16 protein-coding genes are annotated in these 14370 nt (G+C 41.1%); 14 read left to right on the top strand and 2 right to left on the bottom strand.

What is annotated here, in order from left to right; genetic code table 11:
• The first annotated feature begins 3 nt into the window (after positions 1-3).
• From P4S59_RS20210 to P4S59_RS20265, 12 genes are all read left to right on the top strand, one after another.
• Complete coding sequence (locus tag P4S59_RS20210; RefSeq protein WP_005445972.1) at positions 4-1203, top strand: AAA family ATPase; 1200 nt, start codon at positions 4-6, stop codon at positions 1201-1203.
• Positions 1200-2465 (top strand): CpaF family protein, encoded by a 1266-nt coding sequence (locus P4S59_RS20215; protein ID WP_005445970.1) that lies wholly within the window; start codon positions 1200-1202, stop codon positions 2463-2465. Before P4S59_RS20210 ends, P4S59_RS20215 begins: the two co-directional genes overlap by 4 nt.
• Positions 2462-3376, top strand: coding sequence for a type II secretion system F family protein (locus P4S59_RS20220; RefSeq protein WP_301570909.1), 915 nt, complete (start codon positions 2462-2464; stop codon positions 3374-3376). Before P4S59_RS20215 ends, P4S59_RS20220 begins: the two co-directional genes overlap by 4 nt.
• Positions 3376-4242 carry a type II secretion system F family protein gene (locus P4S59_RS20225; protein WP_337168947.1) on the top strand — a complete coding sequence of 289 codons (867 nt, stop codon included), beginning with the start codon at positions 3376-3378 and terminating at the stop codon, positions 4240-4242. The genes P4S59_RS20220 and P4S59_RS20225 overlap by 1 nt, the downstream gene beginning before the upstream one ends.
• On the top strand, positions 4242-5330 hold the full coding sequence (locus P4S59_RS20230; protein WP_337168948.1) for a tetratricopeptide repeat protein: 1089 nt from the start codon (positions 4242-4244) through the stop codon (positions 5328-5330). The genes P4S59_RS20225 and P4S59_RS20230 overlap by 1 nt, the downstream gene beginning before the upstream one ends.
• Positions 5327-5869 carry a TadE family protein gene (locus tag P4S59_RS20235; RefSeq protein ID WP_005445962.1) on the top strand — a complete coding sequence of 181 codons (543 nt, stop codon included), beginning with the start codon at positions 5327-5329 and terminating at the stop codon, positions 5867-5869. The genes P4S59_RS20230 and P4S59_RS20235 overlap by 4 nt, the downstream gene beginning before the upstream one ends.
• Complete coding sequence (gene tadF, locus P4S59_RS20240) at positions 5859-6437, top strand: tight adherence pilus pseudopilin TadF (protein ID WP_124007830.1); 579 nt, start codon at positions 5859-5861, stop codon at positions 6435-6437. Before P4S59_RS20235 ends, tadF begins: the two co-directional genes overlap by 11 nt.
• A 1-nt stretch (position 6438) precedes the next feature.
• Positions 6439-7821 carry a TadE/TadG family type IV pilus assembly protein gene (locus P4S59_RS20245; RefSeq protein ID WP_226420581.1) on the top strand — a complete coding sequence of 461 codons (1383 nt, stop codon included), beginning with the start codon at positions 6439-6441 and terminating at the stop codon, positions 7819-7821.
• A 243-nt stretch (positions 7822-8064) separates the two neighbouring features.
• Entirely contained in the window at positions 8065-8385 is a 321-nt protein-coding gene (locus P4S59_RS20250) for an OmpA family protein (RefSeq protein WP_337168949.1), read from the top strand.
• A gap of 309 nt (positions 8386-8694) precedes the next feature.
• Positions 8695-9237: a chromosome segregation ATPase gene (locus P4S59_RS20255; protein ID WP_118789547.1), complete on the top strand. Its 543-nt coding sequence runs from the start codon at positions 8695-8697 to the stop codon at positions 9235-9237.
• Positions 9238-9257: 20 nt separating this feature from the next.
• A complete protein-coding gene (locus P4S59_RS20260; protein ID WP_395188707.1) occupies positions 9258-9443 on the top strand; it encodes a diguanylate cyclase domain-containing protein in 186 nt (61 codons plus the stop codon).
• Positions 9444-9579: 136 nt separating this feature from the next.
• Entirely contained in the window at positions 9580-10467 is an 888-nt protein-coding gene (locus tag P4S59_RS20265; RefSeq protein WP_134645616.1) for a LysR family transcriptional regulator, read from the top strand.
• Here the strand turns inward: P4S59_RS20265 and P4S59_RS20270 are convergent.
• Entirely contained in the window at positions 10464-11072 is a 609-nt protein-coding gene (locus tag P4S59_RS20270; protein ID WP_053808489.1) for a response regulator transcription factor, read from the bottom strand. The two genes, P4S59_RS20265 and P4S59_RS20270, sit on opposite strands and share 4 nt — an antisense overlap.
• Before the next feature lie 478 nt (positions 11073-11550).
• On the opposite strand from P4S59_RS20270, the gene P4S59_RS20275 reads away from it, so the two are divergent.
• A complete protein-coding gene (locus P4S59_RS20275; RefSeq protein ID WP_025998672.1) occupies positions 11551-12531 on the top strand; it encodes a chemotaxis protein in 981 nt (326 codons plus the stop codon).
• 48 nt (positions 12532-12579) lie between these two features.
• On the opposite strand, the gene P4S59_RS20280 is transcribed toward P4S59_RS20275, so the two are convergent.
• On the bottom strand, positions 12580-13116 hold the full coding sequence (locus P4S59_RS20280) for a type II secretion system protein (RefSeq protein ID WP_104972517.1): 537 nt from the start codon (positions 13114-13116) through the stop codon (positions 12580-12582).
• A gap of 446 nt (positions 13117-13562) precedes the next feature.
• Here P4S59_RS20280 and P4S59_RS20285 point away from each other — a divergent pair, with 446 nt between their 5' ends.
• A complete protein-coding gene (locus P4S59_RS20285; protein WP_048624973.1) occupies positions 13563-14285 on the top strand; it encodes a sulfite exporter TauE/SafE family protein in 723 nt (240 codons plus the stop codon).
• The last annotated feature ends 85 nt before the right edge of the window (positions 14286-14370 follow it).

A 14370-nucleotide genomic window follows, 5' to 3' on the forward strand; every position in this document is an offset into this window, starting at 1 on the left:
AAAATGGATTTAGATAACCTATTCAAAACGACTTCATCAAGCAAAGATAAGAAGAACAACACCATTGATCTGGTTGTTTCAGATGATTTGGCTTTTCTTCAAGCAATCGACGAGCTCTACGCAATCGAAGGTTTCGCTTCACCTTTAAAAGTCGACGATATTGATGACGAAAGTTGGCATAAAACTAACGCTGAAATAAAACATGTCATTCTTGACTTAAGAGCATGTGGCGAGTTGATTTCAGAAGTTGCGGAGATCTCTTCAAGATTAGACGTCAGCATTTCTCTTATTGTAGTGAGTAACATGGACTCAATACTGATGCGAGATAAAGTCTTGTCATTGGGTGCCAACTACATTCTTTGGGACCCTGAACTCGATGGTTTGTTAGGGGCGCTTAAAGAGTCAAGTGCTGCGACATTCTCACCAACAGTTAAGAAGAAGTCTCGCATTGCCAAGCGAGTCTTAATGCTTGGTAGCAAAGGTGGGGTGGGCGTGTCCACGATCAGTGCCTTTCTTTCACACAGTTTGAGTCAACAAGCTAATTTAAAAACCTTGCTTGTTGAGCATGACACCATCGCACTAAACTCAGACATATTTCTAGGCTTAAAAGGGCTAAAAGCGCAGCAAAACAGCATTGATTTGAACCAGTCTGAACTGGATGCCGCGATTGCTGGAAGCTATGTAAAACCCGTTAAAGATAAGCTCAACTTCCTCACATTAGAAAAGAACGTTGCTTGCTTGAGCGATCATGTAGATTCGTTGTTTCGCATCTCTAATGAACTGGTTGATCAATACAACTTTATCATTGATTCCATGCCGCTCAGTGCGATTGATGAGTTGACAGCAGAAGACATCAGTGACCGATACAACCGTATTTTTATTGTTTGTGAACCTTCTGTGGCCTCACTAAGAGCGTACCACTCAATCAAGAAGAAGCTGGGTAAGTCTGAGCATCGAGTGATTTTCTCGATGACGCGATCTCAGAAGGACTACATGATGCCGCTTCAAGGGGCGAAAGAGAAAATCAAAGCCAAAGACGCGATTGATTTTGCTTATGAAGCCAATCTAGAGAAGCTCATTATTCAACAAGGCATTCAAAATACGGCAAAGCTTAAGTTTGCACCTGCCATTGCCAATATTGTGAATTCGTTGACGGGTAAAAAAGTCAAAGTACAGAAAAAGTTCGCGTGGTTTAAGAAATGAATCACTTGAAAGAAGTTTATATCGAGATCCGGGACGAAATCTTTGACGCTTTAGATGCAGCCTCGTTAGTTGACGTTGAACCGTTAGAGCTTGAGAGCCAACTAAAAGACTCCGTTAATATTCTTATTGAGAAGAAGCAACTTCAAATCAGTAGCTTAAAGCGTTTAGAGCTGGTTAAAGCACTGCTTGACGAGTTGAAAGGTCTTGGACCCCTTCAAGCGTTGGTTGATAACGATGAAATCTCGGACATCATGATCAATGGTCCCTCAGACATCTTTATCGAATTGAACGGTAAGGTAGAAAAATCACCAATTCAGTTTGTTAACGAGAAACAGCTCAACACCATTGCTAAGCGTATTGCCTCAAATGTGGGGCGTCGAATTGATGAATCAAAACCGCTTTGTGATGCTCGTTTGGAAGATGGAAGTCGTGTAAACATTGTTATTCCGCCTCTTGCAATCGATGGGACATCCATTTCGATTCGTAAGTTCAAAGAGCAAAAAATCAAGCTAGAAAACTTGGTTCAGTTTGGCGCGCTATCGGTTGAAATGGCAAAACTGCTTTCGATTGCCAGCCATTGTAAGTGCAACATCCTTATCTCTGGGGGTACGGGTTCAGGTAAAACAACCTTGTTGAACGCATTGTCCGGTTTCATTGGTAGTGGTGAACGTATCGTTACCATTGAAGATGCGGCCGAACTTCAGTTGCAACAACCACACATTGTTCGATTGGAAACTCGTCAAGCAAGCGTTGAAGGGACGGGTGAAATCACTGCGCGAGATTTGGTAATCAACGCTCTGCGTATGCGACCAGATAGAATCATTGTTGGTGAGTGTCGTGGTGGTGAAGCGTTTGAAATGCTTCAAGCAATGAACACTGGTCACGATGGCTCAATGTCTACGCTCCACGCGAACACCCCTCGTGATGCGATTGCTCGTGTGGAGAGTATGGTAATGATGGCGACAGCCAGTCTACCGCTTGAGGCGATTCGTCGAACCATCGTGAGTGCGGTTGACCTGATAGTCCAAGTACGACGACTCCATGATGGAAGTCGTAAGATCTTGTTTATCAGTGAAATTGTTGGTCTCGAAGGTGACAACGTTGTTATGGAAGATATCTTCCGGTTTGAAAACAACGGAATGGGTGATGAAGGCAAAATCTCGGGCGAATTCCGAACGCCAGGTCTTTCTAAGCGCTCTGTAATTTATGAGCGAGCGAAGTTCTTTGGCTTGGATGGGGCGCTGCAGGAGCTGTTCTCATGATGCTGATTGTCATTTTGCTATGGGTTGTAATTGCGTTGTTTCTGTTTATTGGGCATTCGAAAAAACAGAAAGAAATCACATCGATCATTGAGCAATCTAATACGTTCGAGGGCGTTTCTGGCTCTCGAGCGGTTATCGATTCAGAAAGCTTTGATATCAGCTACCGAAAAAAGATTAAGGATAAATTTAAGCAGTTGAAAAAGCTGTTGAGTCCTCATGCAGGAATCAAATTAATTGGCTTTTTTGCGGGCTCTTCATTAGCGGTTTACTTCGTTAACGATTGGTTCTTCATGTTTGAGTATTGGAAAGTGTTGCTTGCTTTGGAGCCAATACTATTTGTGATGTTTATTCTCAAACTTAGTGGCATTCAAGCGCAGCGATTCAAGGATAACTTCCCGGATGCGCTGAACATTCTTTCTGGTGCGCTCTCCTCGGGCCAGAGTATTGTCCATGCGTTCGAATATGTGGGCACTCAGCTTGATAATGAAGTAGGCGAAGAGTTCAAGAAGATGTCAGAGCGCCTACTTATCGGTGAAGACCCAGATGATGTCTTGGCGCGAAGTGCTGCGTCGTTCCCTTATGTTGAGTACTTTTTCTTTGCGGCGACGATTCGAATCAACTTGAGTCGAGGTGGCCAACTAAAAGATGTCATTAACCGCATCAACCGCATCATGTTTGAAGCAAGGGCAATCGAGAAGAAGAAAAATGCACTGACGTCAGAGGCGCGTGCTTCAGCAAAAATTATCGCGGCTCTGCCGGTAATCTTTATCATGATTTTGAAAGTAACCAGCCCTGAAAATTATAACTTCGTGATGTTTGAAGAAGGTGGGAAACCTATCTTTTATTACGTGCTGGTCAGTGAAGCTATCGGATTCTTCTTTATCTATATGATATTAAGAGGAGTGAAGTAATGGTCGACATTAAATTCATCTTTTTAGCATTAGGGTTGTTTGTTTCACTATCTGTCGCGTATTACTCGTTAAAAGTGTTTGATAAAACCAAAGCGAATATTTCGACAAAGAAGATCATTGACTCAACCCAAGAAAAGACGCCTTTTGCGGATAAGTTGGCAGTACAACTTTCGCGCCTGTCTTTTAATAAAGAAGAAACAAAAAACAACTTAGTTAGAGCAGGGATTCATAGTGATTTTATTGCGCAAGCTTATTACCTGCTGAAGGTTATACCACTGTTATTTTGCTTAGCATTTATTGGTTATTCTTACATGCAGGGAGACATGGAGTTTTCATCTGCGTTTATTTCATTCTCGCTTTCGATGCTTGTGTGTTTGATTGCGCCAGATATGTACATTTCATCGAAAGGGAATGCGAACGTTCGTCACGTCAGTAGTCGACTGCCTTTCTTGCTCGACTTGATGAATGTGTGTGTGCATACCGGGATGACGCTCGAAGCGAGCTTGGAATATCTGTCGAACGAGCTAAAAACAGTCGATGAAAACCTGGCTTATGTTGTTAAAAAAACGTCAGAACGAGCCAAAATTGTTGGTTTGGATCGAGCGCTTACTGAGCTCTATGATCTGGTTCCAACCACAGAAGCGCAAAGCTTTGTCATGACTCTTACTCAAAGCTTGAAGTACGGCTCATCAGTAGGTGCGGTATTAGCTTCCCTCGCTTCTGATATTCGAGAAATAAACATGCTCGATTTGGAAGAAAAAATAGGAAAGATGGGGGCAAAAATGTCCATACCAATGATCGCTTTTATCATGGTTCCTATTGTTGTTCTAATCGCAGCGCCAGGGATAATGAGGATGCTAGGATAATGAATGTAAAAAAATTTATTTCCCTTTTTGTTTTACTGCTTTTAAGTGGTTGTTCAACCATCAATCAGGAATTAGTAACCAAAGAAAAACTACTAACTAATGCTGGACAAACTGAACAACTGATCGAGTTTTATAAAGCAAATTTGGTTGAAGTTCCAAGCTATAAGATAAAACTGATCAATTTATACCTCGATAATAAAGACCAAAAGTCTGCCGAGTTATACATAAATACTCTTGAGAAGAAAGACCTCGAAGATCCAGAGATTATTTACATCTTAGCTAAGTTGGAATATCTAAAACGTAATTATGACGCAAGTGAACGCTATCTAGATGACTATTTAGAAAACGGTGGTCCGAAGGGTAATTATTATCTTTTGAAAGGCAAGATTTTAGCGCGTAAGAAAGATTACAACGGTGCAATCGTCAACTTCAACGACAGCAAGAAAAACGGCGCATCGGACCGAGAAGCGAATAACAATATTGCCGTCGTGATGATGTTGCAAGGTCGTCCGGAACCTGCGATGGAACTGCTCTACAGCTTGTTTGCGGCTAATCCGAACGATGAAAAAGTCCGCTCAAATCTACTATTAGCTTCGACTCGCTCACACCGACCTGACGTGGCACTGGAAGTGTTAAAGCACGACAGCAGCGAACAGGAAGCGCGAGTCAAACTGAAAAAACTCATGCAGAGCGTTAAACCGCTTCCTAAAAAAGTAACGAAAGCAGTTCCACCAAAGCAGGTCGCTAAAGTAAAGGAAAAGAAAAATATGGAAATGGAAACGAAATCAGTCGATTTGAAACCAAAGTACGTAGCACGCTCAGTTCTAGATCCAAAAAACTTACGCCCTAAAGCACCTTCAATTTACCGAATTCAAGTTTTGGCAACCTATAAGGTGATTCCTTCGGATTACTTAAACTATCTGAACGGCAATTATGGAAGTGTGTATTCCTACACGCACGGCTTATGGAAGCGTTACTGCATTGGTGAGTTCAGTGATATCAATGACGCAAAGAAATTTCTTGAAAATATGGATATCAAAGGTGCCTTTGTTGTTGATTACACGAAGAAAAGGTACGTCGAGCTATGATCAAGTTTCAAAAGGGAAGTTTGACGGTTGAGACCGCAATGGGCTTGCCAGTTTTACTAATGGTTCTGTTTACTTGGTTTGACTTGTCGGTTTTAACCTACTCAATGGGCGTCACGGATCATGCATTAACCACAGCAGTGATGAGCAGTAAAAAGCAAGGCAGCTCTCACAGTACTGAAAAAGTCGACTACCAAGACGTAATAAAAACCAAGCTTGAATCAAGTGGTGGTGCACTATGGTCAAAAGTTGTTGATCACTCAACGGTTTCGGCATCGGTTTATTACTTTAAAAACCTAACTGACTTTATCCATTGTAATCGCAGTGGAAAAGCGTTGAGTGAATGCCCAAACATCAAGAAAGGCGACACTGCTGAAAACTCAGTCAACATGCCAATTGCCATATACCAATTGAGCTTCACCTATCAGCCTCTGTTTAACTTTGTTATGCCAAGCATGAACATTAGTCGTGAGATGGTCGCGGTTCAGGAGTACGAGCGCTGCACGTTCAAGTTAGGAGAGGAGATCAGTTGTGGTAACTAAGTCAAAGCAAACCGGTGCTTTTATTGTTGAGCTTGCATTGGTCTTACTCTTTTTTGGCTCCATTATTGCCATGCATATCAACTACACCATCGCCGTTAATAAAAAAGGGCAGTTGGATAGGGTGGTGTATTCGATCGTCAGTGTTATTAGTGAACGCCGACAGTTGTTTGCCAATGAACTTGATATTTGCGGCGCAGGAGGTAAGCAGTGCGAGACACACATGAACAATTCGTTCGATATGGCGAAAGGCATGTTGAAACGCACACTACCAGATTTTGACGAAAATGAGCTGGGGATGCGAGTCTTAGAGCTATCTTTGATTGATAAAGATAAGAAGCTTGTTAGAACCACCGCCTTAAAGGGCATGACGGCGGGGTGTAATTTTCCGGATCTAGAGGACATTACGTTGGAAAAAGCAACAAAACTATTGCCTTTGACCACGCAGAACCGACGCCTTCCTCTTTATCACGTGTCTCTTTGCTACAAAACGCCGTTTAACATTATCGGTCTTATGAGCGGTGAGCCGATCAAAGTAGTGACCAGTTCCTATTCATTTGCAAGGATTTAATATGAATCGCTTCACTAAGCAAAAAGGGGTTGCTGGGATCATATTTCTTTCGTTTCTCCCTATATTAATCATCACTTTCTCGTTTTCTGTTGGCTATACGCAACGTTTGCTTGCGCACTCAAAAATAGAAGAGGCGGCTGAAGTTGCAAGTCTTGCCTTGATTGCAAGTCCGGGCAAAGACAATCAAGAAGACAAAGACTATGCGCAGAGAATTGTTGACTTATATATTACCGACAATATTAGCGACATTCAGATCAATGTATCGACCAAGAAGTGTGAGTACAAAGACGGTTGTGTTCAGAAAGCCAATGAGTTATCGCCATTTGCAGACTTCACCGTGGTTGCTACCTCTGAGCATGATTCATGGATTTCACATAATGAAATCGGCGTAGAGCCAAAATTCAAAGTGTCTGGCGACTCGATCACCCGGAAATACTTACCTCAACCGGTGGATATCTACTTCATACTGGATACCAGTCAATCGATGAGTAACCTGTGGTATGGGCAAAACAACAAAACTCAGATGCAGGTGGTGAAGGAAACGATCACCAAGGTTGTCGAAGATTTGAAGGACTTCAAAACCGGGGAGAATAAGAAGAGTCGCGTTGCCTTGTTGACTTACAACGCCTACAACGTGAAATACGATAAAAAGGATCGCAGACTAAAATTCTACGACTATGCAAGTGAGTTTTCTCACACAGAAGCATCTTTCCAAAGCATTGTCGATGATATGTTTGACCAGTCTGTGGATGAACAAAACGTGTACCACTCTAGTTATTATAATCAGGCACGAGATATTCCAATAACAGACAACTATCAGGACTTTATCAATATATTGAATTCCAACAAGGTAATGCCTGCAAGAGGGGGCGGTACCGACTCTTGGTTAGGCTTGATTGCAGCAGCGAAAGAAGCGGACAAAGTGAAGAAAGAAGATCGTAACCCGGAACAGGTGTTTATCTTCCTTTCTGATGGTGCAGATACAGACGTACGATTCCCTGACCATCTCCATAGAAATAGTACGTATAGAAACAAATACGATGTAGTCACAAAAAGTTATCGAGACAGTTATGGTTATATTCAGTATCAACAAGTTTACGACAAGTTCTTGAAGTCATTAGTGCGTGAACACAACCTTTGTGAACAGCTCAAGAAAAGAATTTCTAGCAAAGAAAATAAGTTTCAAAGTGAACACGCGAAGTTAGAAGGTGAAAAAACAAAAGTCACTATGGGCGTTATAGGTGTTAACTACAACGTACAAAAAGACGATGGGTTCGGTGATTGTGTTGGCGAGAAAAATATTTATCACGCAAAAAATGGTAAAGATGTCTACAAATATATATTAAATCTGATTAACGAAGAGACAGGACGATTAAAAGATTAAAATGAAAAAATTATTATCAATCGCGATTATTTTTACCTCAAATGTCGCACTCGCTAATTGTATTAATCATGATGAAAACTACGTGAGCTCTAAAATTCTTAAAAGTTCCGAAACCAAAGTCACTCAGGTTGTTGGTAAGTTAGCGGTGACGGTAAATGAAGAACGTTCTATTGTACAGGATAAAAGAGTAGTTAAGGTTGAGGGGGGAATGCCACCGACAGCTGCACCTTTGATAAGAACTCGATGTCGTTGTTCCTCAACTATGATACTGATAAATACCGTTTAACAGATGCTCACAAACAAGCGATTTCACAATACTTGGAACTGGTTGACGAGGGTACTCATGTTCTTGTTGAAGGGCATACTGATGAGGTCGGTTCTCAAGCTTATAACAAAGGCTTGTCTGCTCGTCGCGCGAATGCCGCAACAACATACCTGAAACAAGGCTTAGGTCTAGGCAACAGGATTGTTGAAAAAGCATTCGGTGAGTCTGCGCCGATTTGTAAGGTAAATGAAAACAAAGTATCTGGCTGTAACCGTCGAGTTGTACTGACTATAGAGTAATGTGCAATCCACTAGTTGCTGTCGTGATTTTAATATTTATGTGCTCAATTTTATGTGGTGTTTAAACGTCTTTGCTGATTTTTATATGGCGTCGAAATAGGTTGGAAATACTAAAAATTATAAACAAAGCTTAGAGTGGGTAGAGCGATAAATACTAGCGATATATTAAATATGAGCCCTATTCTGGGCTCAAAGTTTTCTTATTTGAATTGAAGGTAATTTAATGTGGTGAGTATAAATTATACTTTAATATTACATGGATTGATTTTTAGATATAGAACATTGTTTACAATATTTTCGGATTGATAAATGAAGCTTAAGTATGTTTTACAAATGCTAATTTTGTTTTTAGGAAACTCTTATTATTCTTATAGTAAAGTAGAAAATCTAAGTATGAGTGAACAACTGGAGGTGTATGTATATAACACACGTATAATTAAGGATACGTCAGATTCTTTAGTCGGGATAGACTTAGATAGAAATAGTATTCGTGATGACGTTGACAAAGCTATCGGTTATCTTTCGGTAAGCGAGGTTGATAAAGAATTTGTTTCTCGCTATGTAAAGTATGCAACAAAAATACTGGAATATAATTTCAAATTAGATAGGCTGGAAAATAAACTAGTTGCGGATGAGCTTTACAAAGAGCATATATATATTAAAAAATGTTATAAGGAGTCTGGCGTTGATGGCAAGGAACTATATGACTCAATAAATGCTTTAAATGTCTTAATTTTTAATACAGAAACTAGGATAATGGCTTACCTCTACTATGAGAAGTACTTAGATATAAGGCAAACTTACATGGGGGTAAGCTATGATTGTAAAAATAGTAATTTCTATCAAATATGATTATTTTGCCCGGATACAGCATGAGCACAGCTTCCATGTTAGCGAAAAAGCTCCGTGGCGTTGTTAAACACAATCGTTTAAATACATTAGATATAGAGATCAGCGTTAGTACTGGTGTTGCTGTGCGCGAAGAGGATGAAACGCTGCAAGAGGTGATCGTGAGAGCAGATGAAGAGTTATATGAAATGAAAAAACAGCGTGTTTGAGGACAACAATACATAACCATGACATAACTGTTTGATAAATTTGACCAAGCAGTACCCTTGGTCTTTTATATTAGTCGAGCAATGCATAATGCTCCTTTGATTGCTGATTAGCATAAGACCCAACTGGTACTGTATCGTGAACAAAGACCTTGATCTAAACCTATTAAAAATACTGGTTCTGTTAGAAAAGCATCGTCAGCTTAAACCCGTAGCGAAAGCCTTGGGCAAGAGTGAGGCGTCGATCAGTAAATATCTTGCTCGCTTACGCATCCAGCTTGGTGATGAACTATTCATTCGTCACCCACATCATTTAGAACCCACCAACTTTCTGATGCGTCAGCTACCCAAAATTGCAGATGCATTAGATAACTTAGAAACATGCTTAGTTCGATCAGAATTCAAACCAGAAAAATACAGTAAGGATATAACGGTCTGTTTACCCCAAACGGCTCAGTACTCATTTGGACACTTGTTGGCGATGGATTTAATGACGCTGTTTCCTAAAGCTCATATTACTGTCGCAACCATCACGGAATATACGGTGGACGAAATCCTTTTAGGCAAAGTGGATGCCCAGCTTCATTACTTCAATGATGAATTGCCAAAATCTATCCATCAGAAATTTATTGGCTACGCGCCTGCTGTGGTTGTTGTTCCGGAAGAGCTTGGGATCACCACTCTTGAAGAGGCTGCCAAACTGCCATTTATTATGCTTGAAATTATCGGTTGGAAAGAGAAAGAGCAGCTTGCAAAACGAGCAATGGAGAATCACGGTATGGTGATCAATCGAATTGCAGCGCTAGATAACGTGAGCAGTGTGCTAAAGCTGCTCAAACAAAAAAAGGCGGCGACGGTTTTTCTGGAGTATCAGGCGCCAATCGAAGGATATCGTTTTATTTGTATTCCTGAATCTTATTACCCCAATGGCTGGCCAAAGGTTGTACTTCAGATGAAGCAAAGCCATCGTCACGACGCAATGCACCAGATATTAACCGATGCCATTGCAAAATATATGAAGAACTAACGATCGCATTGAATGTTTTCAGCGCTTGGGATCGTATGCAGTAATTCAATCAATGAATCTGCATGGTATTTTTTCAAAATACGAGTTTTGTAAGTGCTGATGGTTTTAGCGCTGAGCGATAGTTGTTCTGAAATACGTTTATTTGAATAGCCCTGAGCTAAGTAGTGGAACACCATGGCTTCGCGATTGGATAGCGTGACATCACCAGTAGAAGGAGCGTGAGTAGACTTAAACATAGAGTACCCACGTGAGACGCTCACAATCGCGTCAGTAATCGCTTCTTTTGTCTCGTTTTTATTCAAGAAACCATGAGCTCCCATCTCGTAAGCCGCTTTAGAAAGGCTGGAATAGTCGCGTGAAGAAATGAAAAGTAATTTACCTTGATAGCCCGTTGCTAAAATATTCTTCGCCAAACGCATACCATCTCGATCACCAAGGACAACGTCTAGAATAATAAAATCAATTTTTGTATTTCGAACTAAGTCCATTACTTCTGCGCTGTCTTTCGACTGAATGACTTCGGCTGTGTTGATTACGCTCTCAACAAGAGAAGTTAGTGCTTCGCTGTAAAGTGGTTGGTCATCAATGATAAGAACATTATTCAAATGGAGCCTCACTACTATCCGAACTGTCATACCGCCCAACGCAATATGATTGTATTAAGAGGGATTGTAGGAAAAACCTTTCTGATGGAAAGGAAAATGACATTTTCTATAATTGAAATTCACTGAGCACAATTGAATAAGATACTGTCGAATACGCCAATACACGAGGGATTTCATATGTGTGGGTATAGTGATAGGCCAACGAAAAACATCAATATTAACCCTAAACTTTTCATCGAAATGGCCGCTAAAAGTGGGAAGGTAAGCTCGCACTAAGTTAACTCATGTTATCCTGTTCAAAAATGAGACATTTTTTCACAGTTTGATATGGAAATGTGCGTTGGCCGTCCTTTTGGTGGTTTACAAACTTTGTTGTAACGACTAAAAAGGATTCTTGGATTTTTAGCCTGAGAATGGCTTCTCATGGCGTTTGCATCAAACTTTTTCTGATGCGTATTTTGGTTGGATAATTGGCTTTATGAGTAACGTAACCAGCACCATTTTGACAGAAAGTGGTACCAATGAGCTTGAAATCATCGAGTTTCATTTAGAAAAAACATTGCCGGATGGCAGCACAAAAACTTGTTATTACGGCATCAACGTTGCGAAAGTACGAGAAGTGATTCGCGTACCAGAGACAACCGATTATCCAAACGCACAACCTCACATGATCGGGGTGTTTTCGTCCAGAGATGTATTGACGCCTTTAGTTGATTTAGCTGGTTGGTTAGGTGTACCAACACGCCAGGACCTAGAGCGTAAGTTTGTTATCGTTACTGATTTCAACAAAATGACCAATGGCTTTCTGATTGATAGTATTTCACGTATTCATCGTATTTCTTGGAATGATGTGGAATCACCAAGTCAGTTTTTGGAAGCGGGCGAACAAGATTGTGTAGTGGCAGTTGTCCGCAAAGAAGGCAACCTGATCATGATTCTCGACTTTGAAAAAATCATCGCGGATATTAACCCAGAGCTGAGTATGGAAAAATACGATGTGAAAGGGGATAAGTCGGTAGATCTAAACCAGAGAATGGTGGGTAAGCGTAATGCTAAAACGATCATGGTGGTGGATGACTCAGCATTTATTCGCTCTTTGATTCAAGATACATTAGCTTCTTCAGGTTACAATGTGATCACTTGTAAAGACGGTGGTGAGGCTCATGAGAAATTAATGAGCTTAATCGAGGTTGCGAAAGAAGAAAACTTGCCAGTTAAAGAGCTGTTAGATGCGGTGGTTACGGACGTAGAAATGCCTCGAATGGATGGTATGCACTTAGTGAAGAGACTACGCGATACTGAAGCGTTTCATGAAATGCCGATCATTATGTTCTCATCATTGATGAGTGAGGATAACCGAGCGAAAGCACTGTCTCTTGGCGCAAATGATACGATTACCAAGCCAGAGATTGGCCGTATGGTGAATATGATGGATAAATACGTGTTTAACTTTGCGTAAACAAACCCGATAAGATTAAAAATAAGGCTGCCGATGGGCAGCCTTATTTTATTGTGAGCATGGAAGAATTTCCAAGGTGTAATTTTCGTTTGGACCCTGCGGTGGCCCATATAAAATCCCACATTGAGTTAAACTGCTATTTTTATCATCTCTTGCTGAAATGACGACTTTAATGTTGTTAGTTTGAACAATTTTCCAGTCACTATCTCCATACTGATTCTCAAGTTCTGAGACTAATATAGCTAAGCTTGTTTCATCTGCATCAGGGTAACCGTACCTAAATGTACAGCTAAGAGAGCCATTCAACTCACAGCCTGAGAAAGGCAAATTTTCAGGGCCTTTACCTGAACCTGCGTCTGTGTGTTTGTTTGATATATATGGATAGTGTTCCAACCCTGCAATCGCCATTTTTCCATAACCGACACCGAGCGCTGATGCAATCGCGCCCTTCATGCCTTCTAAACGCGCTTCGCGGGCATCACTTTGAAGGTTTAAAAAGCGTGGTGCGGCAGTGACAGCAAGAATGCCGAGCACGACAAGAACTACGACTAACTCTATTAGAGTAAATCCAGTTTGTTTTCTCATATTATTTTCACAGCAAGTTAAAGGTAGAAAAAGTAACACTGACCGTACACTTGTTGTTGTGTAAATAAGTACGGTAATGACAAAACGATCAATAGTATAAAGCGATGAGTCATAAAGTGCTATACCGACGTAATGAGAATCGGCTACGCCTATATAGAGCAGGAGGAGGGTTCAAAGATCTAATGCGGCCGTTTTTGAGCAGTCATTAATTCCGTGGAAGAAATGCTGCATGAACAGTCGAGCATGAATTCGCCTAGATATAAGCATACGCGTACATCGGCTGAATGAAAGACGAAAAGAAGTGATGGCAAACCGCACAAATGGATTGTCTTTTTGTTCACTTTGATGAATGCTACGCGAGATTCATATCACAACACACTCGACGCATTCATCGTGCGAATGTGCTTTGGTTTCGTGTTTGGCTTTCAAATATAAGAATAATCTAAATGGAATTCGATTCGATAAACTTGCTTGCGATAGGGCTAATATTTCTTGGCTCTTATGTACAAACCGCAATAGGCTTTGGCTTGGCAATTGTTGCCGCACCTTTACTGATTCTTTGGGCGCCGGAGTATGTGCCTGCACCAATCTGTTTAGTCGCGTTATTTATTTCGTTGATGAATGCGATGAAGCACCGCAGTAGTGTTGAAATCGGCGGTTTAAAAATGGCATTGATTGGGCGTGTGCCCGGATCGGTCGCTGGCGGCTTGCTACTGTTTTTTGTCTCGACTCAAGCTCTTACACTTTGGATTGGTTTTTTGGTGTTATTCGCGGTTGTGGTGAGTGTTTTACCGTTTCGGGTTGAACCCACACCAGCGCGTATGACATTAGCAGGATTCTTTTCTGGATTGTTTGGTACCAGTTCGGCGATTGGAGGCCCACCGATGGCGTTGTTGTTGCAACATCAAGACGCGAATCAGTTACGTGGTAACCTGTCGGCATTTTTTGTTTTCAGTTCCATCATTTCGCTCGTTGTTCAAATTCCCGCTGGTTTCTTCACATTACACCATTTGGTGATTACTATTCCGCTATTACCTGCGGCAGCACTTGGGTATTGGCTCGCGATGAAAACCACCCAATCGTTACCAAAAGAAAAAATTCGGTTTGGAGCACTTATGTTGTGTTTTGTGAGTGGGTTTACAGCAGTAGTACAAGCGTTGAACCAGTAATGCCCTCAGCATCTTAAACTCACAGGGATATCGATCTCCTTTTATTATGCATAGCGCGATTTGTTTGCGCTGACTTGTTCGTTTA

It is taken from the genome of Vibrio sp. M60_M70, from assembly GCF_037162085.1.
In the GTDB taxonomy this organism is placed as follows: Bacteria; Pseudomonadota; Gammaproteobacteria; order Enterobacterales; family Vibrionaceae; genus Vibrio; species Vibrio diabolicus.